We start from the raw sequence: 24,568 nt of genomic DNA, 5'->3' as shown, positions 1-24,568 counted from the left end.
CTCGTCCGGTATCCGCCGGCGCGTCGTCAGCGGGCGATGGCGTCCCAGCCCTCGATCTCCTCGGGGCGGCGCGGACCGGGGCCGATGTAGCGCGCGGAGGGGCGCACGAGCCGGCCCGTGCGCTTCTGCTCCAGAATGTGCGCCGACCAGCCCGCGGTGCGCGCGCAGGTGAACATCGACGTGAACATGTGCGCGGGGACCTCGGCGAAGTCCAGCATGATGGCGGCCCAGAACTCGACGTTGGTGGCCAGCACGCGGTCGGGGCGGCGGTTGTGCAGCTCCTCCAGCGCGGCCTTCTCCAGCGCCTCGGCGACCTCGAAGCGCGGCGCGCCGAGCTCCTTGGCGGTGCGGCGCAGCACCCGGGCGCGCGGGTCCTCGGCGCGGTAGACGCGGTGGCCGAAGCCCATCAGGCGCTCGCCCTTGTCCAGGGCGTTCTTGACCCAGGCGGTCGCGTCGCCGGTGCGCTCGATCTCCTCGATCATGCCGAGCACCCGGGACGGCGCGCCGCCGTGCAGCGGGCCGGACATCGCGCCGACCGCGCCGGAGAGCGCGGCCGCGACGTCGGCGCCGGTGGAGGCGATGACCCGGGCGGTGAAGGTGGAGGCGTTCATGCCGTGCTCGGCGGCCGAGGTCCAGTAGGCGTCGACGGCCTTGACGTGCTTCGGGTCCGGCTCGCCGCGCCAGCGGATCATGAACCGCTCGACGACCGTCCCGGCCTTGTCGATCTCGCTCTGCGGGACCATCGGCAGGCCCTGGCCGCGGGCCGACTGGGCGACGTAGGACAGTGCCATCACGGCGGCCCTGGCGAGGTCGTCGCGGGCCTGGTCGGCGTCGATGTCCAGCAGCGGCTTGAGGCCCCAGACCGGGGCGAGCATGGCGAGCGCCGACTGCACGTCGACCCGGATGTCGCCGGAGTGCACCGGGATCGGGAACGGCTCGGCGGCCGGCAGGCCGGGGTTGAACTTGCCGTCCACCAGCAGGCCCCAGACGTGGCCGAAGGAGACGCTGCCCACCAGGTCGTCGATGTCGACACCGCGGTACCGCAGGGCGCCGCCTTCACGGTCGGGTTCGGCGATCTCACTCTCGAACGCGACGACTCCCTCAAGCCCGGGTACGAAATCGGACATGCGACGGCTCCTTCAGTGTTCTGCGATCGGCGCCCCGCCGTGGTGGGGCGGCGCACCAGTGACCGAATGGTGTTTGGCACTCGGTGCCAGGGTGACAGGCACGGGGTGCATTGCGCCATACACCACCGTGGTGATGTTTCCCGCGGGCCCGCTCGGATCTCCCGTCAGGGGGCCCGACCGTGCCCGGCGGAGACCCCGGAGACCCCGGAATCCCTGGAACCAAACGCCTGGTACCGGACAATTCCCCGCAGGGCGGGCGGTCAAGCGGTGGCGGGTCACCTGATCTCCCACCGGGGTTTGTCCGGAGGTAGCGGTGCCGGTTGCTTGTCGTACGGGATGATGTTGGCGTGCAGACCCCGGATCGCGCCCAGTCGACGCCCCCGAGCCCCGCCAACCGGACCCTGGCCGACGAGGCCCGCCCCGGCCCGGACCTCACCGTGATGCGCAAGCACTACAGCCACGAGGGCCTGGTCGAGGAGCAGCTCGCGCCCGAGCCGATCGGCCAGTTCACCCGCTGGTTCCACGAGGCGGACGACGCCGGGGTGGTGGAGCCCAACGCGATGGTGCTCTCCACCGCCGACGCCGGGGGGCGGCCCAGCTCGCGCACCGTCCTGCTCAAGGGCTACGACCCGCGCGGCTTCGTGTTCTTCACCAACTACGGCTCCCGCAAGGGCTCCGAGCTCGCCGTCAACCCGTACGCGGGGCTCCTGTTCCCGTGGATCGCGCTGGCCCGCCAGGTGATCGTCCAGGGCCGGGTGGAGAAGGTCGGCCGGGACGAGACCGCCGCCTACTTCCGCACCCGCCCGCACGGCTCCCAGCTGGGCGCCTGGGCCAGCGAGCAGTCCAGCCCGGTCGGCGGCCGGGCGGTCCTCGAACAGCGCTACGCCGAGCTGGAGCGCCGCTACCCGGAGGGCGAGGGCGTGCCCGTCCCGCCGTTCTGGGGCGGGTACCGGGTGGTCCCGGAGAGCGTCGAGTTCTGGCAGGGGCGGGAGAACCGGCTGCACGACCGGCTCCGCTACGTCGCCGACCCGTCCGCCCCGACGGGGTGGCGGGTGGAGCGGCTCTGCCCGTGATCCGTTCGGCCCACGGTTCCGCGCGCCGCCGCCGCGGAACTGATGGACCGTCATCTCGCGGGTGTAGGATGCCCGTCGCGGACCTGGGCCGATGCACATCCGGCCGGCAGCCCGCTGTGCCGACACGATCGAGTGAGGGACTGATGGGCGTCACCGGTGCGGAAACCGCCGCTGGACTCGGCTCTGACCTGGTCGACGTCGCCGCCCTGCCGCTCGACGAACTCGACGCCCTGCCCGACACCGTCCTCGGCGACCTGCTGCGCCGGGTGGTCGCGGACGCCCTGACCCCGGGCGCGGAGCCGCTCGCGGCGTTCCAGTCGGCGCTCGACCGGTAGCACTCCGCGGCGCGTCCGAGCGGTGGCGGCCGTCGGCGCGCCCCGCGATCCCGTCCGCGCGCCTCCGGGCGCCGGAGTGCCCCCGGCTGTCCGGGTGCGCCTGACCACCGGCTAAACCACCCGAGGTACCGAATCCCCCAACTCGCCAGCGGGGCAAGGGGAGTTCACGACATGCTGGGGTATGAAACCAGCGCCGTCGCGGACCGTCGGGCACGGGGGGAACGAGTGGTGGAGCAGGAACAGCAACGGCCGTACTTCTTCTTCAGCTACGCGCGCCGGGACTTCGAGGCCGAGGACGCGTTCGTCAACCAGTTCTTCAACGACCTGCGGGACGAACTCGGCCGGCTGGTCGGGGTGGCCGTCCGGGCCGAGGAACTCGCCTTCCGCGACACCGAGCAGCTGCGCCTCGGCGACGACTGGGCCGAACGGCTGGCGACGATGCTGGGCCGCAGCCGGACCATGATCGCGCTCTACTCGCCGGCCTACTTCGCCAGCCTGTACTGCGGCAAGGAGTGGACCGCCTTCCGGGGCCGGGTGCGGCGCCACCACGAGGACACCGGGGAGCTCGTCCCGGCACTGATCCCGGTGCTCTGGGAGCCCGTCGGGCCGGGTGAACTGGCCGCCGAGGTGACCAAGGTGCAGTGGGCCCAGCCGGACATGGGCGACGCCTACACCCGGCACGGCCTGCGGGCGCTGCTGCGCACCGCGCAGGGCGAGGCGTACGAGCAGGTCGTCCGCGTGGTCGCGGAGCGGGTCAGGGACGCGGCCGCGCGGCGGCTCGGCGAGCTGCCCGAGTTCGACCTGGGCGCGGTCCGCGGCTACTTCCCGCCCCCGGCGGCGCCGGAGCCCGCCCCCAGCCCCGGGATGGTGCGGCTGTTCATCGCGGCCGGGCGCGCCTCCGAGGCCGCCGCCGAGGGCGGCTCGTACGCGGGCGGCTGGTACGGGGCCAAGCCCTGGCACTGGGCGCCCTACTACCCGCCCAACCGGCCGTCCCTGGCGGCGCGCGCCCAGCAGGTGATCACCGCGGCCGGGCACACCACCACGCTGGAGGAGATCGGCCCCGGACTCGGCGAGAAGCTCGACCAGGCCCGCGAGGACAGCCAGGTCAGCGTGCTCCTGATCGACCCGTGGGTGGCGGCCGGAGACCGCTACCGGGCCGCGCTGAGCGAGTACGACGACCAGAACCACCCGGTCACCGGCGTGGTGGTCCCGATCGGCGGCAACGACCCGGACGGGGAGCGCGAAGCGCCGTGGACCGGCGTACGCGGCGTGCTCCGCCGCAACTGGTTGCGCCGGCGCGACCTGGAGCACTTGTTCCGGGTGCGCGTGAACCAGGAGAGCTTCGACAGCGACCTCACCATCATGGTGACGGTCGCCCAGAACAAGCTCATGGACGACAACCTCGATTGGGGAGACGATGGCGGGGACGCCTTCGGCTTCGGTTCCGGGGGCGACACCTTCGGGTTCGGCGACGGCCCGGACATGCCCGGGCTGACCATCCCGGCCGGTCCGCCCCGTCAGCCGGGTCCGCCGGGCCGGCGCCGGGGCCGGCCGCCCGCGCAGCACCACCCGGATCCCGCTCCGAAGGAACTGCCCGGCCCGCGCCGGGGCCAGGACGACGCTGTCCCGCAGAGGGGAGACCAGGACGATGACCACTGAGCCAGGTGCGGAGCCGGAGCGCGGCGGACCGGGATCGGTCGTCACGTTCTACTCCTTCAAGGGCGGCACCGGCCGCACCATGGCGCTCGCCAACGTCGGCTGGATCCTCGCCAGCCGCGGCCTGCGCGTCCTGGTCGTCGACTGGGACCTGGAGGCGCCCGGCCTCCACCGCTACTACCACCCGCTGCTGGTCGACCCGGAACTGCACTCCACCGACGGCCTGATCGACCTGCTGCGCTCCTACGTCAAGCAGGCACTGCCCTCCACCGCCGGGCCGGTCGGGCAGTCCCCGGCCGCCTGGCTGGACGAGCCGGGGCGCCTGGACGGCTACGTCTGCGGCCTCGCCCTCGACCTGCCGCCCGGCGGCCGGCTCGACTTCCTGCCGGCCGGCCGCCAGAACGCCGCCTACGCCGCCGCCGTCACCAGCTTCAACTGGCGCAGCTTCTACCACGGCAGGGACATCCGCGGCGGCGAGTTCCTGCGCGAGCTGCGCGAACGCTGGGCCCGCGGCTACGACTACGTGCTCATCGACAGCCGCACCGGCGTCAGCGACACCTCCGGCATCTGCACCGTCCTGATGCCCGACAGCGTCGTGGACTGCTTCACCTTCAGCGCCCAGAACATCCGCGGCGGCGTCGACGCCGCCCGCGCCATCGCCGAGACCGAGGAACGGGCGATCCGGGTCCTGCCGGTGCCGATGCGGGTCGAGGACGCCGAGCAGGAGCGGCTGGAGGCCGGCCGCGACTACGCCCGCGAGGCGTTCGCCCCCTACCTCGGCCGCTGGCTGGCCGCCGACCGCAGGGCCGGCTACTGGGCCGACGTCGAGGTGCCGTACAAGCCCTTCTACGCCTACGAGGAGGTGCCGGCCACCGTCGCCGACCGGCCGCAGGAGGCCCGCAGCCTGCTCAACGCCTTCGAGCGGCTTGCGGGTTGGGTCACCGACGGCCGGGTCACCACCCTGCGCCCGCTCACTGCCGAGACCCGCCGCCGGCTCCAGGGCGCCTACCTGCGCTCAGCCCGCGCGGTGCCGCGCCAGGTGTTCGTCAGCTACGCGCCCGAGGACCGGATGTGGGCCGAGTGGGCCGCCGGGACGCTCACCCGCTTCGGCTACCAGACCTCCCTGCACAGCGCCGCCGAGCCGTACACCGGGGCCAGGCCGCCGGAGGTCACGGGGCCGGTCGACGGCCAGGGCCGGCTGCTCGCGCTGCTCTCCCCCGAGTACACCGCGCTGCCCCGCGCCGCCGAGGTCTGGCAGCTCCTCCAGGGGCGCGAACTGGTCTCGGGCTCCCCGGCGCTGGTCGCCTTCCGGCTCCAGGACCCGGACGACCCGGTGCCCCGCCCGTTCGCCGGACAGCCCGTGACCGAGCTGGTCCGCTCCTCCGCGGTCGGCGCCGAGTCCCAGCTCTACGCCGAACTCGGCCCCCCGCCCGGCAGCAGCCGCCAACCCGACACTGACAGCGGGGAGTTCGCGGCTCCCGCCCGCTTCCCCGGCACCGCCCCGCAGGTGCAGGAGGCGCCCTCGCGCAACGCCGCCTTCATCGGCCGCGGCAAACTGCTGGAACTGCTCCGCAACCGCTTCACCGGCGGGCCCGCCGCCGTGCTCAGCCAGGTGCTCTACGGCTTCGGCGGCGCCGGCAAGTCCCAGATAGCCGCCGAGTACGCGCACCGCTTCAAGGCCGCGTACGACGTGGTCTGGTGGGTGCCCGCCGAGGAACCCGCCAACATCCCGCAGAAGATCGCCGAACTCGCGCCCCGGCTCGGCGTGCCCACCAGCGACGACGTCGCCCACACCGCCGCCGCGGTGCTGGACGCGCTGCGCCGCGGCCAGCCGTACCGCCGATGGCTGCTCGTCTTCGACAACGCCGGCACCCCCGAGGAACTCGCCCCCTGGCAGCCGGCCGGCTCCTCCGGCGGACACGTGCTGATCACCTCCCGCAACCAGGGCTGGGCCAGGCACGCCGGCCTGGTGGAGGTCGACGTCTTCCTCCGCGAGGAGAGCGTCCGGCTGCTGCGCCGCTTCAACAGCGGCCTCAACCCGGAGGACGCCGACCAGGTCGCGCACCGCCTGGGCGACCTGCCGCTCGCCGTAGGGCAGGCCGCCGTCTGGCTCCAGGAGACGTCGATGCCGATCGCCACCTACCTCGAACTGCTCGACGAAGAGCTCACCGAGATGCTGGAGCGCACCCGGCTGCGCGCCGCCGACTACCCGCACTCGGCCGCCGCGACCTGGCGCATCTCGGTCGAGGAACTGCGCCGGATGAACGCCCCGGCCGCCCAGATCCTGGAGATCTGCGCGTTCTTCGGCCCGGACGCCATCCCGATGCGGCTGCTCTACAGCCGGGCCGTCACCCGCGCCCTGCGGCTGCCCCCGCGCGCGCCCCGCGACAAGCTCGCGATCGGCGAGTTCCTGCGCGCCATCAACCGGTTCGGGCTCGCCCGCACCGACCAGGGCAGCGAGACCATCACCGTGCACCGGCTGGTCCAGGCCGTGCTGCGGGACCAGGTCGAGGAGGAGCGGCGGGCCGAACTGCGCGGCGTCGTCCACGCCGCGCTCGCCACCGCCAACCCCGGCGACCCGGACGTGCCCGCCAACTGGGCCGAGTACGCCGAACTCCTGCCACACCTCTGGCCGTCCGGGGCGCTCGACAGCGCCGACGAGGACGTCCGGCAGTGGATCATCGACTCGGTCCGCTACCAGTGGAAGCGCAGCCTGCACGAGTCCGGCCGGGACCTGGCCGGACGGACCCTGGAGCACTGGCGCCAGGACGGCTACGGCGGGCCCGGCTTCGACGTCGACAACGACGCCCAGACGCTCATGCTGCGCACCCAGCTGAGCAACATCCGCCGCTCCCAGGGCGCCCTCCAGGAGGCGTACGAGATGGACCGGGACATCCTGGACCGCTTCACCGCGACCCTGGGCCCCGAGCACTCCCACACCCTCGCCGTCGCCAACAGCCTCGGCGCCGACCTGCGCTTCCTCGGCCGCTACGACGAGGCCAGGGCGCTCGACCGCCGCACCCTGGACGCCGCCCGGCGCACCCTGGGCCCCGACCACCCGCGCACCCTGATGATCACCAACAACCTCGCCGTCTCCGACTACCTGGCCGGCGACCGCAGGGCCGCCCTGGAACGGCACCGCAGCAACTACCTCCAGCAGCGCGACGCGCTCGGCGCGCACAGCCTGTACGCGCTGTCCTCGGCCTCCAACTACGCCCGCGACCTGCGCGAGACCGGACGGCTGCGGGAGGCCCTGGACCTGCTGGAGGAGACCGTCCGGATCTACCAGCAGACCATCGGCGACGGCCACACCGACACCCTGCGCGCCCGCAAGAACCTGGCCGTGGCGCTGCGCCGGGCCGGCCGGTACCACGAGGCCCTGGAGATCGACGAGGACATCTACCAGCGCTACCTGGACATCAACGGCGCCGAGCACCCCGACACCCTGGCCGCCGCCACCAACCTGGCCAGCGACCTCAACGCGCTCGGCGACACCACGCGGGCCATCCCGCTCGCCGAGCGGGCGCTCGGGAGGTACCGCGACTACCTGGGCGAGGACCACCCGGTGACGCTGGCCGGCGCCAACAACCTCTCGGTGTACCTGCGGCTGGCGGGGCGCGCGACGGAGGCGCGCGAGCTGTCCGGCCGTACGCTGGCGCAGTTCCGCACCGTCCTCGGCGCGCACCACCTCTACATCCCGATCGCGATGATGAACCACGCGAACGACCTGGCGCTGGCCGGGGAACTCCGGGCCGCGCTCGAACTGGAGCTGGAGGCCGAGCCGCTGATGACCGCCGCCCTCGGCCAGGACCACTACGACTCCATCGGCCTCAACTCCAACCTCTCGCTGTCGCTGGCCGCGCTCGGGTACACCGAGCGGGCCGCCGAGCTGCGGGCGGAGTGCATCCGGCGGTCCCGGGTCACCCTGGGGGAGGAGCACCCGACGACCGTCGCGGTGCGGGCCGGGACGCGGCTGGACTCGGACGTGGAGCCGCCGCACGTGTGACGGACCGTCAGTCGGCCGGGTGGCCTAGGCTCGCGCCATGGTGGCGTTCCGGCAGTTCCTGCTGAAGATCCACAGTCGGTGCAACCTGGCCTGCGACTACTGCTACGTGTACCAGGGCGCGGACCAGAGCTGGCGCGGGCGGCCGCGGCGGATGGAGCTCGCGACCGTCCGCCGCACCGCCCGGCGGATCGACGAGCACGCGGCCGAGCACGGGCTGGACGAGGTCTCCGTGGTGCTGCACGGCGGTGAGCCGCTGCTCGTCGGCGCGGCCCATCTGGACGCGCTGCTGGGCGAGTTGGCGGCGGTCGGGCCCCGGGTGCGGTTCACCGTGCAGACCAACGGGCTGCGGCTGGCGGACGAGCCTGAGCTGCTCGACGTGCTGCACCGCCACCGGGTCGCGGTCGGGGTCTCGCTGGACGGCACCAGGGCCGACCACGACCGGCACCGCCTGCTGCCCTCCGGCGGGGGCAGCTGGGCGCGCACCGCCGAGGCGGTGCGGCTGCTCGGCTCGGACCGGCACCGGGAGCTGTTCGCCGGCCTGCTCTGCGTCGTCGACCTCGCCGCGGACCCGGTGGCCACCTACGAGGCGCTGCTGGAGTTCGCACCGCCCAGGATCGACCTGCTGCTGCCGCACGCCACCTGGCGGGAGCCGCCGCCGGGCCTCATGCCGGGCCTCATGCCGCGGACGGTGCCGCACGCGCCGCCGTCGGGCTCGGCGCCCGCCCCGTACGGGGAGTGGCTGATCGCCGCCTTCGACCGCTGGTACGGGGCACCGCGCCGGGAGACCGGGGTGCGGCTGTTCGAGGAACTGGCGGTGCTGCTGCTCGGCGGCCGGGCGGCCAGCGAGGCGGTCGGGCTGGCGCCCGTCGACCTGGTGGTGGTCGAGGCGGACGGGACGATCGAGCAGGCGGACAGCCTCAAGGTGGCCTACGACGGCGCCCCGGGGACGGGCCTGGACGTGTGGCGGCACGGCTTCGGGGAGGCGGCGGCGCACCCGGCCTTCCGGGCCCGCCAGCGAGGCCTGGCCGGCCTCGGCCCGGTCTGCGCCGGCTGCCCGCTGGCCCGGGTCTGCGGCGGCGGACTGTACGCGCACCGGTACGCGGGGGACGGCTTCGGGCACCCGTCGGTGTACTGCGCGGACCTGGACCGGCTGATCCGGCACATCGCGGGGCGCCTGCGGTCGGGGGTGACGGGGCTGGCGGGAGCCGGGCGGGCGGGTGCGGGGAGTTGACGGCCTCCGTCGGCTCACCCGTCCGGGTCATGCCCGGCCGCCGTCCGGCTGATCCGTCCCGGTGCGGGAAGACCGCAGGTTGACCGGGCGGGTTGGGCGGACCGGGCGGGTCGGGCGATGGACCGGCCGGCCGAACGGGATGGCGGCCGGACGGGCCGGCGGCCGGACGGACGAGGAGGAGGACCGGTGACGGGAACGGGCGAGGTGGTGGCGGCCGGGGTGCCCGGAGCGCGCGGGGCGGACGGGTTTCCACGGCACGGCGTGGACCGGGAGACGTTCCTGGCGATCGCGGGCGCGCGCGGCGGCCCCGGGGCCGTCCGGCTGCTGCGTGCAGGGCAGTTGAGCAAGCGGGCGCTGCTGCTGCTGGCACTGCGCCGGGCGGCGCCGGAGCACGGCGGCTACCGGGAGGCGTACGCCCGGGTGCGGGCGCTGCAACGGGACGACCCGACGCGGTGGGAAGAGGTGCTGCTGCGGCCCGAGTTGGACGCCTGGGCGGCCGACTGTCTGCGCGGCGCGGCGGCGGCGGAGGCCGTTCCGCTGGACGGACTGGGCGAGTTCCTGCGCGGTGGTCCTGGACCGGCCCTCGCGCTGGAGTGCGACGGGCTGCGCTGGGCGCCGTCGGTGGACCACGCCGGGCCGCGCCGGGTGGACTACGGGCGCCCGCCGTCCGGTCCGCTGACGGCCCCCGAACTCGCCGCCTGGGATGAGCGGTTGGCCGAGGCCTGGAACATCCTGGTGCGCCGCCACCGGCGTCACGCGCTTGCCCTCTCGGCCTGTGTGACCACCGTCGTGCCGCTGCGGCCCGCGCCCGGCGGGGAGGCGGTCAGCGCCGCGGCCCGGCGGGCGTACGGCGCGGTGGCGGCCTCGCTGCCGGGCGATCCGGTGCTGCTGGCGCTGGCCCTGGTGCACGAGTTCCTGCACGTCCAGCTCGGCGCCCTGCTGGACCTGGTGCCGCTGCACCGCCCCAACGGCGCGGCGGTCTACCACGCCCCCTGGCGCCCCGATCCGCGCCCGGCCGGGGCGCTGCTCCAGGGGACGTACGCGCACCTGGGCGTGGCGGACTTCTGGCGGACGGAGGCGGCCGCGGGGGCGGGCGACGGCGCCCGTGCGCGGGCGGAGTCGGTGCGCTGGCGGGAGCACACCCTGGCCGCGGCACGGACGCTCCTGGACTGTGGCGAACTGACTCCGGGCGGAGTGGAGTTCACCGAGGAGCTGGTGCGTGCCGTGTGCGCGCCGGGTGCTTGAGGGGTGTCGGGTGCGCCGGGTGCTTCGGGGGTGCCGGGGGTGCCGGGGTCGCCGGGGGAATGAATCCGGGGCGCCGGATGCTTGGCCGGATGGCGCGCTTGTCCGGGTGCTTCGCGGGGCACGCCCGGGGTGTGCTCAGTGGCCGGCTCTGGTTCTCGTCTCCGGGCCCGTTCCGGTGTCCGTCCCGCGGTTCGTCCCGCTGTCCGCCCTGCCGCCCGTCCCGGCGACACGCTTCGGCGCGCGCCACGGCGAAGTGCGCGACCGCTGAACGGGTGATTTCTGGGGGGTCAACGCGCTGTCGTGCGACGTCGGCCGCCCGGGGAGCCCAACGTGAGTCCGCAAGGTGCCGCGCGGAGTCTTCGCGGGCACTACATTGGTCGCAACCGGGTGGGTTTACCCACCCTCGGCAGGTCCTAACCGCGCCTAAGGAAACGAATATGACTCCGGTAACCAGCACCAGGCCGGCCGGCAAGCTCACTGACCCTCAGGAGACGCCGGAACACCTCTCCCTCGCCGATCTCGCCGCGCTCGGCGCGGAGGAGCTCGCCTCCCGGCTCCAGCGCGCGCTGCCCAGCGCGGATTCCGGCCTCGTACCGGTCGCCGCCTTCAACTCCTCGATCTGACCCCGCCCGGACCTCCGAGCGGAACCCGGACCGAGCAGAACGAGCCGAACCGAACAGCCCCATGACGACGTCGATGCCGCTGCCTTTGACGCAGTTCGTGGTCAAGATGCACAGCAGGTGCGATCTTGCCTGCGACCACTGCTACGTCTACGAGCACGCGGACAGCAGCTGGCGCACCCGCCCGAAGGTCATCGCGGACGGGATCCTGGCCAAGGCCGCCGAACGCATCGGCGAGCACGCGGCCGCCCACCGGCTGCCCGCCGTCCGGGTCGTCCTGCACGGGGGAGAACCCCTGCTCGCCGGCCCGGACCGCCTGCGGCGCGCCGCCCGGACGCTCCGGGCGGCGCTCCCGCCCGGCTGCGCGCTCGACCTGCGCATCCACACCAACGGTGTGCTGCTGAGCCGTGACTTCTGCGCGCTGTTCGCGGAGCAGGACGTCAAGGTCGGCATCTCGCTGGACGGCGACAGGGCCGCCAACGACCGCCACCGGCGGTTCGCCGACGGGCGCAGCAGCCATCCGCAGGTGCTGCGGGCCGTCGCGCTGCTGAACGAGCCCGAGTACCGGCACCTGTTCGCCGGGCTGCTGTGCACGATGGACGTCGGGAACGACCCGGCGGCCGTGTACCGGGCGCTGGCCGAACTCCGCCCGCCCGCCGTGGACTTCCTGCTCCCGCACGCCACCTGGGACGAGCCGCCCAGGCGCCCCGCCGCGCTGGGTGCCACCCCGTACGCCGACTGGCTGCTGACCGTCCACAGGCTGTGGGAAGCGGACGGGCGGCCGTTCGCCGTACGGACCTTCGAGTCCGTGCACCGGACCCTGCGGGGGTTCTCCAGCCTCACCGAGTCGCTCGGGCTGGAGCCCTCCGACCTTGCGGTCCTGGAGACGGACGGGACCTTCGAGCAGGCCGACAGCCTGAAGACCGCGTACGACGGCGCGCCCGTCACGGGGATGAACGTCTTCGCGCACAGCCTCGACGACCTCGCCCGCCACCCCGGCATCGCCGCCCGGCAGTCCGGCCTGGCCGGGCTGAGCGAGGCCTGCCGCGCCTGCTCCGTGGTCCGCTCCTGCGGTGGCGGTCTGTACGCCCACCGCTATCGGAGCGACGATGGAGGAGGCAGCTTCGACCATCCCTCCGTCTACTGCGGTGATCTCATGACGTTCATCAACGGCCTTGCGGGGAGCGGGAGGTCGGCGGACCCGGCGGCCGCCGTGCCGGCGCAGGGGGCCGCCGCCCCGGTGCCGGGCGCCGGGCCGCTGCTGCCCGGCGCGCTCGGCCCGTCGCACATCGACGAACTCGCGCGCGGATACGGGGGCGCGGACACCGTCGCCGCGCTCGGCCGCTCCCAACTCGCCCTCACCCGGGCGATGCTGGCCGCCGCCTGGGACGCCTCAGGACAGGGGCGGGCCGAGGCGTGGGCCCTGCTGGCGGAGCTCGACACGGCGGCCCCCGCCGCCGTGGACGCCGTGCTCGCCCACCCGTACGCCCGCGCCTGGGCGGCCCGCCGGCTCGCCGGGGACCTCGCCGTCGGGCTCGGTCCGCTGGCCGCGCTCGCCGCGGCGGCCGCGGTGCGGGCCGGCCGGGGCGACGCGGTGGCGGTGCCCGTCCGGGGCGGCCAGCTGCACCTGCCGACGCTCGGGACGATCGCCGTGCCCGACGGCGAGGCCGTGGTCACCGGACGGTCGGACGGCTTCGAGGTCCGGGCGTCCGACGGCTCGGTGCGCACCGGTGTCGACGAACCGCTGCGGCGGGTCCGGCCGGCCGACGGCTGGACGGTCGCCCTGGAGGACGGCGATCCGCTGCGCGACTGCCACGACCACCCGGTCGCCGACCGCCTCTCCGAGAGCGAACTGCTCGACTGGACGGGCGCGTTGCGCGAGGCCTGGGAGCTGCTCGGGCGGGACCTGCCCGGGTACGCGGAGGGCATCAGGGCCGGCCTGACGACGGTCACCCCGTTGCGTCCCGGACCGGTCGGCCGGGACGTCAGCTCGGCTGCCCGGCAGGCGTACGGCGCGGTCGGCATCGCCAGGCCCGCCACCGCGCCGACCCTCGCACTGCTGCTCGCCCACGAGTTCCAGCACGTCAAGCTCGGCGCCGTACTGGACCTGACGGACCTGTACGACCGCACCGACACCGAGCTGTACTTCGCGCCCTGGCGGCCCGACCCCCGGCCGCTCGAAGGGCTGTTCCAGGGCACGTACGCCCACCTGGCCGTCACCGAGTACTGGGGCACCCGCACCCTCGCGTACGACGGACTGCCGGGAGAGGCCGCCGACCGGGCGCGGGCACAGTTCGCGCTCTGGCGGCGGTACACCGCCGAGGCGGTGGAGCGGCTGGCGTCGACCGGGGCCCTGACCGGGACCGGCCTGCGCTTCGCCGACGGCATGCGTGCCACCGTGACACCCTGGCTCGCCCTGCCGCTGCCCGCCGCCGCCGAGCAGGCGGCCGACCGGGCACGGCGGGACCGGGCCGGGGTCTGACCTTCCCCACTCGCGCCGCCCCGGGTCCTCCCTCGCCCGGGGCTCCCGATCCCCCCGGAGGATCGCCATCCTCACCGAAACCCGCGCCGGCGGCGTCGCCGTCGCCGCCCCCGTGATTCCCGTCGCCACCCCCGTCGCCACCCCCGTCGCACCTGTCGCCCCCGCTGTCCACCCGCTCGTCCCCGCGTTCGCCGGCCTCGGGGTCCGTCCGGGCACGGTGCTGCACGTCCAGGCGTCCCTGCGCGCCCTCGGGCCGGTGCCGGGCGGGGCGGCCGCCGTGGTCGGGGCCCTGCTCGAAGTGCTGGGCCCCGACGGCACCCTGGTCGCCTACACCGCCACGCCCGAGAACTCCGCCACCTCCCGCGTCCACCAGTCCGCCACCGCCGGCCTCTCCCCGGCGGAGGTGGCCGACTACCAGGCCGGGATGCCCCGCTTCGATCCGGCCACCACCCCGGCGTCGCCCTCCGTGGGGGTGCTGTCGGAAACGGTCCGCACGCACCCCGCGGCGCTGCGGAGCCGGCACCCGCAGACCTCCTGGGCAGCGGTGGGCCGGCGCGCCCGGGAGGTCACCGAGCAGCACCCGCTGACCTCCCACCTGGGCCCCGAGTCGCCGCTGGGGCGGCTCTACGACCTGGACGCCCGGGTGCTGATGCTCGGCGTCCCGATGAGCCGCTTGACCGCCTTCCACCTGGCCGACCTGCGGATGCCCGACGTCCCGGTGCGCGAGTACCGCTGCGTCGGCCCCGAAGGCTGGACCACCTTCCGGGCCCCCGACCTGGACGACCTCCACTTCGGCCCGCTCGGCGCCGAGGTCCTGCGCACCGCCCGCGGCATCACCACCGGCCGGATCGGCACCGCCGACTGCCGCCTCGTCCCGATCCGGGAGGCCGTCGACCTCGCCGAACACATCCTGCGGCGCCTCCGCCCCTGAACCCCGCCCCGGTTTCCACCGGTACTTCCGCCTCCCGCCGTCTCGCGCCCCCACACCCGCCCCGCCGCCCCACCCCGCCCGACCGTTGCCGCTCCGGCTCCGCCGGAGCGGCAACGGGCAGGGTCGGGCCCCTCGCGTGCGTGGGAAGTCGGCCGACCCGACTTCCCATGACGGGATCCTCCCGTTTCGACAACTACGTTCAGAGCTTCGAAGTGGTCTGGGCCCAAGCGCGACCCTGGACGCTCGATCAGGAGGAAGCCGCCGCACACGGGTAGGACTGAGTACTACAACGACCCTGACGCTCCCAAGGCCAACACCCTCATCCCCGCCAGCAACCTGCTCGTCGTCGACGACTCCGGTGCCATCCTGTTGCAGCGCCGCCGCGACACCGGCCAGTGGCCCTGCCCGGTGGAGCCCAGGACATCGGTGAGACCGCTGCTTCGACGGTCCGTTGTAGTCGTCCAGTGCCTCCAGCCGGAAGGCCTCCCGCCGGAACGTCGAGAAGAGGTTCTCGAAGTCCTCACCCGAGATGGTCACGGAACAATCCTCCGAATCAGCGAAGCCGGAACGCGACCGCGCTCTCCCCGTCGGGGAGCTGGATGGCCGTCAGCGCAGCGACGTCGTTCACGACATATCCCTGGATGATGAGGTCTTCCGTGCCATCCACGGCGTACGCCGTCGAGAACGTCGACGTGATGTGGGTTCCTCGGAACTCGGTGACCCGATTCATCGACGCCGATACGATCTCCCCACCCGTCCTGGCCGCCCTGGAGGAGCAGACGTGACACAGCAGAGTGCGGACGAACGCCCGGGCATTGCCGCCGCGATCGTGGTCGATGAAGGCCGCGTCCTGATGGTCCGGCGAAGGGTCAGCGAGGGCCAACTCTCCTGGCAGTTCCCGGCTGGTGAGATCGAGGCCGGTGAGTCGTCGGAGGAGGCGGCCGTCCGCGAGACCGCGGAGGAGACCGGACTGGAAGTGGCCGCCGTCAAGCTCCTGGGCGAGCGGGTTCATCCGAAGACCGGTCGGCTGATGTCCTACACGGCCTGCGAGGTCGTCAGCGGTACCGCCGAGGTGGTCGACACGGAGGAGCTGGACCAGCTCGCGTGGGTAGCTCTCGCCGAGATCCCCGAATACGTGCCGTACGGGCTCTTCGAGCCGGTGCAGAGGTACCTGGACTCTGCTCTCAAGTAGTCGTCCCCTGTGCCCCGGAGGTCGGCCGGGGCACAGGGGACGGGGCGGGCTCCGACGGGCTGGACGGCCGAGTGCTGATGCTCGGCGTCCCGATGGCCCGCTTCCCACGTACGAAGACCGCCCGCCTGGTGTACGGAGGCAGTGACGGCCTGCGCCCCAGGACACCCGGGGCGCAGGGCCCGGACCGACCCGCAGCGTCGAAGGCGTGAGGCTGCTGTACTGCCCGAGGACGAGGTTCCCGCGGTGGTCCCTGCCCTGTTCCGAGTGGGGCTCTCGGAACTCGTCGCGCAGCGGCTGGCCACAGCGGCGCGGTTCGGGTCCGGGCGCCTCCGCAGGCGGCCCGGACACCCGGGCCGGGGCTCGGTGGTCCGGCCCGACCGGGGGATCGGGCCGGACCGCCCGGCCTATGGCCAGGTGCCGACCAGCACCGGCTCGGGTCGGAGCCTGATGCCGGTCACGATCTCGACGTGGGCCGAGAGATCGGTGAGGGCTTGGGCGAAACCTGTTGCGGTGGCGCGGTCGTGGGCGGTGAGGGTGAGGGTGCGGCGATTCGAGCAGTGGATGCCGGCGGCGATCTTGTAGCCGGGGCGGTAGCCGATGTGTTCCAGGAGCCAGCCGGCGCCCGCTCGTGGCTGTCCGTCGTTGTCGGCGTGGACCGGGCATCCGGCGGCCTGGGCTGCGGTGACGGGTGGGTTGAGGAAGACCGATCCGGCTGCGGGCGTCGGGTCCGTGCGGGTCGAGAAGGAGCCCCCGGCGGCAGCGGTTGGTGAGGACGGCGGCGGTCACCTCGGCCACGGGTGGGCGGGCGCCCAGCCGGACGCCGAGTTCGTCGGCGAGGGGCTGGTAGGCGATCGGGGCAGCCGGTGAGCGGGTGAGGTGGAACGTCGCGGTGAGGATGGTCCAGCGGCCGGGGTGGTGAGCGGCGCGAGCGTGGAGTGGGGCACGGGGCCTCCTAGGGTTCGGCTGTGATGGCCTTCAGCGCCAGGGCCCGCAGCGGGGCCAGACGGGTGCGGTTGTCCTGGTGGTGGTAGACGGCGTTGGTGCAGACGGCCAGGTAGCGACCGGTGGCCGGGGCGAGGTAGAGGCTGGTGCCGGTGAAGCCGTGGTGGTAGGCGACCCTGCCTTCGTCGGCGAGGATCCAGGCCAGGCCACGGTCGAGGCCCGGCTCGATCTCGGCCTGCGGCTGCATGCCGGCGGTCAGCCATCGGCCCAGGGCCCCGCCGGTGGCGTGGGAGGTCAGCAGGTGGGTGGCGAAGGTGGCGAGGTCGGCGGGGGTGGTGAACACCCCGGCGTGGCCGGCGACTCCGCCGAGCAGGGCGGCGTTGTCGTCGTGCGGCAGGCCCCACAGCCGGGGGCCGCCTTGCAGTCGCTGCTCGGTCGGGGCGACACGGGCGGAGCGGGGCACCGGCCCGTATGTCGTGTCGGTCATGCCGAGGTGCTGCCAGAGCTCGGCCGCGAGTTCGTCCAGGCGTCGGCAGCGGTAGTGGGCGAGGGCCAGGCCGAGGAGGATGAAGCCTCGGTTGACGTACTGGTGGCCGGCGCCGGGCTCGGCGATCAGCGGCTCTGCGCAGATCAGTTGGGCGAGCGGTTCGGGACGGTGCCGGTACCGGTCGAGGCGGGTGTCGGCGCGCAGGCCGGAGGTGTGGGCCAGGATCTGGCGCACCGTGACCCGGCCGCCGGGCGCGTCGGCCGCGATGCCGGACAGCAGCTCGCGGACCGGGGTGTCCAGGGTGAAGTCACCGATGAGCGAGGTGCCGATCAGCGACCAGGTGGCCAGCACCTTCGTCAGCGACGCCACGTCGTACACCGTGTCCGGTCCCGGCCGGGCGTCGCCGCACTCGGGGGCGACGACGCCGGAGGTCAGGTAGCCGGGCGCGGTGTCGACGGTGCCGTGGGCGATGACGCCTCCGGGCACGGTGCCGTCGGCGGTCATCAGGTCCAGGCAATCGCGCAGGTCGGCGAGCGCGTTCGGGGTCCACGGCACGGTGGTGGTCACGGCTACTCCTGGTCGGTCGTCAGGCCGGCACCGAGTGCGGCCAACTTCGGCAGCAGGCCGCCGTATCCGCGCCGCAGGTGGTACATCCCTCGGATCGTAGAGGTGCCCTCGGCGGCCAGGGCGGCGATCACGAGCGCGGTCGCCGCCCGGATGTCCTCGCCGACCACCTCCGTGGCCTTCAGCGCGGATCGTCCCCGAACGGTGATCACCGGCCCGCTCGCGTTGACGGTCGCGCCGAACGAGTGTCCCATTGGACGTAGATCCGTTCTTCGATGCGGGAGGCACCTTTGGCCTCGAATCCGGATCCACCACGCCTCCCGATGCCGATCACGGCATCGGGCAGCTCCCGACGCGCGCAGCCGCCCTTGAGGCGGGGCTGTGGGGCGGCGTCGGTGCGGGAAATTGTCGGGGAGCGGGCGCCCGGGCGGTGCTACGGTCGGGCGCCATGAGCTGGCTTCCCGATGACTTCGTCCATCCCGTCCAGGTACCGCTGCCGGGCGGGGCCCATCACCTGCGGCCGGTCCGGGAGGCGGATGCGTCGCTCGACTATCCGGCCGTGACGGGCTCGCGCGAGCGGCTGTTCACCATCTTCGGCCCGGCGTGGGGCTGGCCGGCGGCCACCATGACCTACGAGGCCAACCAGGCCGACCTGTTGCGGCACGAGAAGGAGATCGCCGCCCACCAGTCGTTCAACTACGCGCTGTTCGACGCGGCGGAGACGGCCCTGCTCGGCTGCGTCTACATCGACCCGCCCGCGAAGGCCGGCGCGGACGGTGAGATCGCCTGGTGGGTGGTGGACGAGCTGGTGGGTGGAGAGGTCGAGCAGGCGTTTGACGCGCTGGTGCCGCGGTGGATCGCCGCCGACTGGCCGTTCGAGCAGCCGCGCTTCCTCGGCCGGGGGATCTCCTGGTCGGACTGGCTCGCCCTGCCCGCGCACCCCGAGGCGTGAGGAGACCTCGTCCCCCGGGGCACGGGGGACGAGGTCAGGCTTCAGTGAGGTGGTCGAACTCGCCGGCCTTGGCGCCGCGGATCCAGGCGTGGAGCTTGGCGCGGGTGGTGGTGACGACGGTGGGGGGGTCGTCGGACTCGCGGATGTGGATCAGCTCGCCGGCGGAGGGGGCGATCTCAAGGCAGTTGGTGTTGGTGCCGCTGAAGCTCGACTTCTGCCAGTTGAGTTGAGTCATGCTTGCCTGTCCTGTCACGAGGCACGGAAGGTCGGTGGGGCCGACTTTCTGCGCGAGACTTGGGGGGCGGGTGAGATGGCCGGGGCTCCGCGTGCCCCGACCGGGGCACGCGGAGGATGTCGGTCAGGGTTCGATGAGGTGGTCGAACTCGCCGGCCTTGGCGCCGTGCAGCCAGGCGTGGAGCTTGGTGCGGGTGGTGGTGACGATGGTGGTGGGGTCGTCGGACTCGCGGATGTAGACCAACTCGCCGGCGGAAGCGATCTCGACACAGTTGGCCTGGTCGCTGCTGAAGCTGGACTTCTGCCAGTTGAGCTGGTGCATGGCTATCTTCCCTGGACCTTGTAGCGAATGTGCTGGATCAAACCCAACGAGTCCCGATCGGCGGGTGACGACGCGGATGTCGCCGCAGACAAGGGTGGGAGAGCCAAGCCCCTGAGTCGGTCGAACTTCCGGTCAAATGTTGTCACGACCTCGGGGTCGCCGAGGAAGTTGGATCCATGTGGATGTTCGAGGAGCACCGTGCCAAGCCGGGTGTGAGCGCCGCGGATCAGTAGGAAGGGCGTGTCGTTCGACGCGAATGTGGTGCAGTCGAACGGGAGGATCTGGATCGTCACGTTGGGCAGCTTGCTCATCTCGATCAGATGATTCAGCTGGTCCCACATGACCGTTGCTCCTCCGTACATCATGTGCAGGGCTGCTTCGTGGATCACGGCCCGGTACGGTGGGGCGTTCTTGCCCGCCAGGACCTTGTGACGTTCGTGGCGGAACTCGACCTTCTTCTCGGTGTATCCCTGGATGACCTCGCTGTAGGCCTTGGTCTGCAAGAGGCCCGGGATCAGCAGGGATTCATAGTTGTCCAAGCCTGTTGCGCGAGCCTCCGCCTCGGCCAGGTCGAGCGAGCTTCGTGTGACGTGGGTCTTGAACTCGGTCCACCAGCCCTTGCCTGAACTCTCACTCATGGCGGCGAGGCCGGCCCGGTAGTCGGGGTCCGTGATGTCGCACCGGTCGAGCCAGATGTTCAGTCGTGGAAGATTTAGGCCCATCCTGCCGGACTCGATGTGGCTGACGGCGGGACCCTTCACGCCGATTGCCTGCCCGATCTCCACCGCTGAGCGTCCAGCGGCATCGCGTTTCCTGCGAAGCTCTTCGCCGAGACGACGCTGACGTTCGCTGATCCCACTCCCGAATGCCATGGGCATACCTTCCTCGCGGATCGTCACCTACGGAAAGTGTAGAGGCATGCGCGGAGAGTGTTGCCAATTTTGATGGAAATCCACTAAAGTTTCACTGCACTGCTCGCCGGATGGGACGTCAGGTCTCTCCGTGCGTAGCTCATTTGAGCTGATGGGAGATCCCCCATGTGTGACCCCCGCCTCAACTCCCCCTCCCTCACCGTGTCCCGCGAGGTGTTGCGCGACGCCATGTCGCGCGCCGGGTACCCCGACTCCTCCATCGGGGATGCCGAACTCGCCATGATCGAGCTGGTGGTGAACGCCTGGCGGCACGGGGCGACCCTCTCGCCCGTCGTCACGGTCGTCTACTCCGGCAACACCCTCCGCGTCACCGTCGCGGACCGCAGCTCCGAGCTGCCGCAGCGTCAGAAGCCTGACCTCCGCGCCGAGTCGGGTCGCGGCCTTCAGCTGGTGGAGGGTCTCACCCACCGCTGGGGTGCGGAGCTCCAGAAGCTCGGGAAGCGGGTCTGGTTCGAGTTGGACGGTGCCGCGTGAACGCGCTCTACCCCATCCGGCCCGGCGATCCCGCGATCCGTCACCTCACCAGTCGGCAGCTCGGCGGGCTGATCGTGGAACTCCGCACCGAAGGGCGCGAGTTCGGCCTCCTGTGGCCCTCCGCCCAGTCCGGGGAGGCCATCCTGGACGGTCAGATCCTGGTCTCCCTGGGCAATGTTCCGGCCAGCACCGTGATCAACCTCCTCGCACTCCTTCGCGAGTTCAAGCGCCACCGGTGACAGGCTCAGGCGCTGAAGCCTGAGGCGAGCAGGTCGAGCCGGGCGAGCAGGGCGTCGGCGAGGGGGTAGCCCGCGTCGGCGGCGAGCCAGCGGCCCAGGGTCGTGATGTAGGTGTCGAACAGCAGGTCGGCGACCGCCTCGGGATCCACTTCGAGGCGGAGTCCGCCCCGGCGGGCGGCGGTGGTGAACGCGGCGGGCGTCGCGGCGCCGAGGGCGAAGGCGGCGTGGAGCACTCCGCTGTCGTGCAGCTCCTTCGCCAGCGCGTACTCCCGCTCGTTGAGGTGCGCGAGGGTGCGCAGGGCGTCCGTGAGCGCCTCCACGGCGGAGCCGTCGCCGGTCGCGCTCTCCAGTGCCTCGTGCCGCTGCCGGACCCAGGCCGTGACGAAGTCCTCCTTGCGGCGGAAGTGGTTGAAGGCCGTCTGTCGCCCCACGTCCGCGCGTTCGGCGATGTGGTCGTAGGTGGTGGCCGCGTATCCCTGGGTGGCGAACAGCTCCAGGGCCGCGCTGAGCAGCCGTTCCCGGGTCGCGGTGCGGCGCTGGTCGTGTCGGTTCGGCGAGGTCACGAGAAAAGTGTACTTGAATCCACTGGTGTACTGGAGTACATGTTAAGCCTCCAGTACATCTAGCGAGGAGGTCACCCATGACCGTCCCGTACACCCTCGGCCTGCACGAGATCGCCGACGACACCTACGCCTACCTTCAGCCGAACGGCTCCTGGGGCCTCAGCAACGCCGGGCTGATCGTCTCCGGCGGTGAGGCGCTGCTCGTCGACACGCTGTTCACCGTCCCGCAGACCCGGGACCTGCTCGCCGCCGTCTCGCGGACGCTGCCCGCCGTCACCGTCGACACCCTGGTCAACAGCCACAGCGACGGCGACCACTGGTGGGGCAACCAGCTGCTCCCGCACGCCACCGTGATCGCCTCCGAGGCCGCCGCGGCCGACATGGGCCGCGACCACCTCCACGAACTGCTCGCGGCGCCGGGCGACGTGCCGCTCCCGCGCGTCGTCCGGGACATGCGGCAGGCCTTCGACTTCACCGGCATCGCCCCGGCCCTGCCGAACCGGACCTTCAGCGGCGAACTGGAGGTCGCCGTCGGGCTGCGCACCGTCCGGCTGATCGAGGTCGGACCCGCCCACACCCGGGGCGACGTCCTGGTCCACGTGCCCGACGCCGGCGTGCTGTTCGCCGGGGACATCCTGTTCGTCGGCGGCCACCCGGTGATCCACAGCGGCCCGGTGGAGCGCTGGATCGCCGCCTGCGACCTGATCCTCGGCCTGGACGTCGAGACGATCGTGCCCGGGCACGGCCCGGTCGTCGGCAAGCCCGAGGTCCGCACCTTCCGCGGCTACCTGGAGCGGGTCCGCGACCACGCCACGCGCGCGCACCGGGCGGGCACCCCGGTGCTGCGGGCCGCGCGGGAGATGGACCTGGACGGCTTCGCGGACTGGGACGACCGCGAGCGGCTGCTGCTCAACGTCGGTGCCGTGTACCGCGAACTGAACGGTGACGGAACCCCGGTCGAGGAGGAACTGCTGTTCGGGCTGGACGAGTTCACCGCAGGGGCCCGGCCGGCGCCCCGGCCGGCGCCCCGGCTGGCACCGCGGCCCGCGGCCGAGATCGCCGCCCTCGCCGGACGGCTGGAGGGCCCCGCGGCCGCCCTGTTCACCGACGGCGCCGGTCCGCTGGCGGGCCGCCCGGTGCTCAACGTCCTGGCCACCATCGGCCACCACCCCGACCTGCTGGTCGCCCTGGCGCCCCTGCTCGCCCAGCTCAACCAGGGCCTGCTGCCGTTCCGTGAGCGGGAACTGGCCGTCCTCCGCACCGCGCACCGCACCGGTTCGGCGTACGAGTGGGAGCACCACGTCCGCCTCGGCGCCGCGGCCGGGCTGACCGGGCCCGAGATCGCCCGGGTGCCGGACGGCCCGGAGCACCCCGACTGGACCGAGGCCGACCGCACCCTGCTGCGGGCCGTCGACGAGCTGCACGACGGACACGCGCTCGCCCCGGACACCTGGCAGTCCCTGGCCGAACGGCACTCCGAGGCGCAGGTGCTGGAACTCCTGGCCCTGGTCGGGACGTACGGGACGATCGCGGGCATCCTCAACTCCTGCGGGGTGCCCGTCGACGCCTGGCTGGCCGGGGTGGACGCGTAAGCCGGCTGCGGGGGAGGCCGACTGCGCGGGACCCCGGCTGCGTGGGAAGTCGGCTCAGCCGACGTCCCACGCAGTCACCGGCTGAAGCCGCCGCCGCCGGTACGGCCAGGGCGGCGGCTCGGCGGGCCCGAACCAGACCCGGACGTCCTCGCCGGTGCGGACGGGCAGCCGGGGGAAGTCGTTCGCGGCGTGCTCGGTGCGGTGCACCGCGTGCTCCGGGCCCAGGTGGCGGCCGGCATGGACGTCGAAGGCGGCCGCCCCGGTGGGGTGGCAGACGGTGGCGAGCACCTCGCGGGCACCCGGTTCCGGGGCGAAGCCCGGGCCGCGCAGCAGCAGGACGTCGTCGCTGTCGAGCATGGTGGCGTTGGCCGCGTCGCGGTGCTCCCGCCACACCGGGCACGCCGGTGGGTACCGGCTGGTCGACGGCTACCGGACCCGGCTCACCGGGCTGACCGCCGACGAGGCGCAGGCCGTCTCCCTCGCCGCACTCCCGGGTGCCGCCGCCGAGCTGGGCCTCGGCGAGGCGCTCGCCGCAGCCCGGCTCAAGCTGACGGCGGCCCTTCCGGCGGAGCTGCGCGAGCGCGCCGGGCGGATCCAGGAGCGCCTCCTGCTCGACGCGCCCGGCTGGTACGCCGACGCGGACGGCACCCCGCACCTCGCCGCCGTCGCCGCCGCGGTGTGGGAGCGGCGGTCGGCGGTCCTGCGGTACCGGCGCCGGCGGGAGCCGGAGGAGATCGAGCGGCGGGTGGACCCGTACGGGCTGGTGCTCAAGGCCGGGCGCTGGTACCTGGTGGCCGCCGGTCCGTCCGGGATGCGCACGTACCGAATCGATCAGATCATCGGACTGCGCGACCTGGCCGAGGAGTTCGAGCCGGCGGCCGGCTTCGACCTGGGCGCGTACTGGACGGGCCACCTCGCCGGCTTCCGGGCCCGGTCGCACACCGGGGAGGCACTGGTCCGGCTCACCCCGGAGGGCGCCCGATGCCTAGGTCTGGCACCCGGGGGCGACGGCTGGACGCGGGCCCGGGTGCCGATCGAGTCGGTCGACCACGCCCACGGGGAGTTCCTGCGGCTCGGCGCCGACGTCGAGGTGCTGGAACCGGCCGAACTCCGTGACCGCATCACCGCGACGGTACGGACCCTGGCGGCCCGCTACCCGGGGTGACCCTCAGGCGACGAAGTGGTCGAACTCGCCGGCCTTGGCCCCGAGGACCCAGGCGTTGAACTTGACCCGGGTGGTGGTGACGATGCGGGTGGGGTCGTTGGACTCGCGGATGTAGACGTGGTCGCCCTCGGAGGCGATCTCGATCCAGTCGTCCTTGTCGCTGCTGGTGCTGGACCTCTGCCAGTCGAGATGGTTCACGGATGT

24 protein-coding genes and 3 pseudogenes are annotated in these 24,568 nt (G+C 73.2%); 17 read left to right on the top strand and 10 right to left on the bottom strand.

Translation table 11 applies throughout. The features are described from left to right. Positions 1-26: 26 nt before the first annotated feature. Entirely contained in the window at positions 27-1,127 is a 1,101-nt protein-coding gene (locus ACZ7C5_RS26715) for a citrate synthase 2 (protein ID WP_401088754.1), read from the bottom strand. A gap of 440 nt (positions 1,128-1,567) precedes the next feature. On the opposite strand from ACZ7C5_RS26715, the gene pdxH reads away from it, so the two are divergent. The 12 genes and pseudogenes from pdxH (at position 1,568) to ACZ7C5_RS26655 (ending at position 15,898) form a co-directional block, all read left to right on the top strand. Next, positions 1,568-2,200, top strand: a complete 633-nt coding sequence (gene pdxH / locus ACZ7C5_RS26710; RefSeq protein ID WP_401088900.1) for a pyridoxamine 5'-phosphate oxidase — start codon at positions 1,568-1,570, stop codon at positions 2,198-2,200. Positions 2,201-2,343: 143 nt separating this feature from the next. Next, entirely contained in the window at positions 2,344-2,535 is a 192-nt protein-coding gene (gene fxsA / locus ACZ7C5_RS26705; RefSeq protein ID WP_049656076.1) for an FxSxx-COOH cyclophane-containing RiPP peptide, read from the top strand. A gap of 228 nt (positions 2,536-2,763) precedes the next feature. Continuing rightward, positions 2,764-4,194 (top strand): TIR-like protein FxsC, encoded by a 1,431-nt coding sequence (locus ACZ7C5_RS26700; protein ID WP_401088757.1) that lies wholly within the window; start codon positions 2,764-2,766, stop codon positions 4,192-4,194. After that, positions 4,184-8,197 carry an FxSxx-COOH system tetratricopeptide repeat protein gene (fxsT, locus tag ACZ7C5_RS26695; RefSeq protein WP_401088759.1) on the top strand — a complete coding sequence of 1,338 codons (4,014 nt, stop codon included), beginning with the start codon at positions 4,184-4,186 and terminating at the stop codon, positions 8,195-8,197. Before ACZ7C5_RS26700 ends, fxsT begins: the two co-directional genes overlap by 11 nt. 37 nt (positions 8,198-8,234) lie before the next feature. Continuing rightward, positions 8,235-9,428 carry an FxsB family cyclophane-forming radical SAM/SPASM peptide maturase gene (locus ACZ7C5_RS26690; RefSeq protein WP_401088761.1) on the top strand — a complete coding sequence of 398 codons (1,194 nt, stop codon included), beginning with the start codon at positions 8,235-8,237 and terminating at the stop codon, positions 9,426-9,428. A 186-nt stretch (positions 9,429-9,614) separates the two neighbouring features. After that, complete coding sequence (locus tag ACZ7C5_RS26685; RefSeq protein ID WP_470323608.1) at positions 9,615-10,673, top strand: aKG-HExxH-type peptide beta-hydroxylase; 1,059 nt, start codon at positions 9,615-9,617, stop codon at positions 10,671-10,673. A gap of 437 nt (positions 10,674-11,110) precedes the next feature. Continuing rightward, positions 11,111-11,296, top strand: coding sequence for a hypothetical protein (locus ACZ7C5_RS26680; protein ID WP_188300997.1), 186 nt, complete (start codon positions 11,111-11,113; stop codon positions 11,294-11,296). 61 nt (positions 11,297-11,357) lie between these two features. Next, positions 11,358-13,775 carry an FxsB family cyclophane-forming radical SAM/SPASM peptide maturase gene (locus ACZ7C5_RS26675; RefSeq protein ID WP_470323607.1) on the top strand — a complete coding sequence of 806 codons (2,418 nt, stop codon included), beginning with the start codon at positions 11,358-11,360 and terminating at the stop codon, positions 13,773-13,775. Positions 13,776-13,887: 112 nt separating this feature from the next. Beyond that, a complete protein-coding gene (locus tag ACZ7C5_RS26670; RefSeq protein ID WP_470323606.1) occupies positions 13,888-14,706 on the top strand; it encodes an AAC(3) family N-acetyltransferase in 819 nt (272 codons plus the stop codon). Between the two features lie 246 nt (positions 14,707-14,952). Beyond that, positions 14,953-15,146, top strand: a pseudogene (locus tag ACZ7C5_RS26665) (hypothetical protein); the annotation flags it as partial. 234 nt (positions 15,147-15,380) lie between these two features. Beyond that, positions 15,381-15,491, top strand: a pseudogene (locus tag ACZ7C5_RS26660) (NUDIX hydrolase); the annotation flags it as partial. Further along, the gene (locus tag ACZ7C5_RS26655) at positions 15,488-15,898 is read left to right on the top strand and encodes an NUDIX hydrolase (protein WP_470323605.1); all 411 of its coding nucleotides are present in this window, start codon (positions 15,488-15,490) and stop codon (positions 15,896-15,898) included. The pseudogene ACZ7C5_RS26660 and the gene ACZ7C5_RS26655, both read left to right, overlap by 4 nt. A gap of 404 nt (positions 15,899-16,302) precedes the next feature. Here the strand turns inward: ACZ7C5_RS26655 and ACZ7C5_RS26650 are convergent. The 3 genes and pseudogenes from ACZ7C5_RS26650 to ACZ7C5_RS26640 form a co-directional block, all read right to left on the bottom strand. Then, positions 16,303-16,614: pseudogene (locus ACZ7C5_RS26650) on the bottom strand (hypothetical protein); the annotation flags it as partial. A 236-nt stretch (positions 16,615-16,850) separates the two neighbouring features. Continuing rightward, the gene (locus ACZ7C5_RS26645) at positions 16,851-17,894 is read right to left on the bottom strand and encodes a serine hydrolase domain-containing protein (protein WP_470323604.1); all 1,044 of its coding nucleotides are present in this window, start codon (positions 17,892-17,894) and stop codon (positions 16,851-16,853) included. Between the two features lie 2 nt (positions 17,895-17,896). Beyond that, positions 17,897-18,145 (bottom strand): hypothetical protein, encoded by a 249-nt coding sequence (locus ACZ7C5_RS26640; RefSeq protein ID WP_470323603.1) that lies wholly within the window; start codon positions 18,143-18,145, stop codon positions 17,897-17,899. Positions 18,146-18,339: 194 nt separating this feature from the next. Between ACZ7C5_RS26640 and ACZ7C5_RS26635 the strand changes: the two genes are divergently transcribed. Next, on the top strand, positions 18,340-18,843 hold the full coding sequence (locus ACZ7C5_RS26635; RefSeq protein WP_401088773.1) for a GNAT family N-acetyltransferase: 504 nt from the start codon (positions 18,340-18,342) through the stop codon (positions 18,841-18,843). 34 nt (positions 18,844-18,877) lie between these two features. Here ACZ7C5_RS26635 and ACZ7C5_RS26630 read toward each other — a convergent pair whose 3' ends face one another. The 3 genes from ACZ7C5_RS26630 to ACZ7C5_RS26620 form a co-directional block, all read right to left on the bottom strand. Beyond that, positions 18,878-19,078, bottom strand: a complete 201-nt coding sequence (locus ACZ7C5_RS26630) for a DUF397 domain-containing protein (protein WP_470323602.1) — start codon at positions 19,076-19,078, stop codon at positions 18,878-18,880. 123 nt (positions 19,079-19,201) lie between these two features. Next, positions 19,202-19,399, bottom strand: coding sequence for a DUF397 domain-containing protein (locus tag ACZ7C5_RS26625; RefSeq protein WP_401088776.1), 198 nt, complete (start codon positions 19,397-19,399; stop codon positions 19,202-19,204). 2 nt (positions 19,400-19,401) lie between these two features. After that, a complete protein-coding gene (locus tag ACZ7C5_RS26620; RefSeq protein WP_470323601.1) occupies positions 19,402-20,298 on the bottom strand; it encodes a helix-turn-helix domain-containing protein in 897 nt (298 codons plus the stop codon). Between the two features lie 138 nt (positions 20,299-20,436). Between ACZ7C5_RS26620 and ACZ7C5_RS26615 the strand changes: the two genes are divergently transcribed. Beyond that, the gene (locus tag ACZ7C5_RS26615; RefSeq protein ID WP_401088779.1) at positions 20,437-20,805 is read left to right on the top strand and encodes an ATP-binding protein; all 369 of its coding nucleotides are present in this window, start codon (positions 20,437-20,439) and stop codon (positions 20,803-20,805) included. After that, positions 20,802-21,044: a hypothetical protein gene (locus tag ACZ7C5_RS26610; RefSeq protein ID WP_401088781.1), complete on the top strand. Its 243-nt coding sequence runs from the start codon at positions 20,802-20,804 to the stop codon at positions 21,042-21,044. Before ACZ7C5_RS26615 ends, ACZ7C5_RS26610 begins: the two co-directional genes overlap by 4 nt. A 5-nt stretch (positions 21,045-21,049) precedes the next feature. Here the strand turns inward: ACZ7C5_RS26610 and ACZ7C5_RS26605 are convergent, their stop codons facing one another. Further along, positions 21,050-21,607, bottom strand: coding sequence for a TetR/AcrR family transcriptional regulator (locus ACZ7C5_RS26605; RefSeq protein ID WP_401088783.1), 558 nt, complete (start codon positions 21,605-21,607; stop codon positions 21,050-21,052). Positions 21,608-21,684: 77 nt separating this feature from the next. On the opposite strand from ACZ7C5_RS26605, the gene ACZ7C5_RS26600 reads away from it, so the two are divergent. Then, positions 21,685-23,199, top strand: a complete 1,515-nt coding sequence (locus tag ACZ7C5_RS26600; protein WP_470323600.1) for an MBL fold metallo-hydrolase — start codon at positions 21,685-21,687, stop codon at positions 23,197-23,199. A 54-nt stretch (positions 23,200-23,253) separates the two neighbouring features. On the opposite strand, the gene ACZ7C5_RS26595 is transcribed toward ACZ7C5_RS26600, so the two are convergent. Next, entirely contained in the window at positions 23,254-23,556 is a 303-nt protein-coding gene (locus tag ACZ7C5_RS26595; RefSeq protein ID WP_401088787.1) for a hypothetical protein, read from the bottom strand. Between the two features lie 7 nt (positions 23,557-23,563). Between ACZ7C5_RS26595 and ACZ7C5_RS26590 the strand changes: the two genes are divergently transcribed. Then, a complete protein-coding gene (locus ACZ7C5_RS26590) occupies positions 23,564-24,364 on the top strand; it encodes a helix-turn-helix transcriptional regulator (RefSeq protein WP_470323599.1) in 801 nt (266 codons plus the stop codon). Positions 24,365-24,367: 3 nt separating this feature from the next. Here the strand turns inward: ACZ7C5_RS26590 and ACZ7C5_RS26585 are convergent, their stop codons facing one another. Then, positions 24,368-24,562 carry a DUF397 domain-containing protein gene (locus ACZ7C5_RS26585; RefSeq protein WP_188295700.1) on the bottom strand — a complete coding sequence of 65 codons (195 nt, stop codon included), beginning with the start codon at positions 24,560-24,562 and terminating at the stop codon, positions 24,368-24,370. Positions 24,563-24,568 lie beyond the last annotated feature (6 nt).

This window comes from Kitasatospora sp. NPDC036993 (assembly GCF_055607525.1).
Note: the sequence above shows the minus strand (reverse complement) of the source record. Positions and strands in the feature narration are given on the sequence as shown.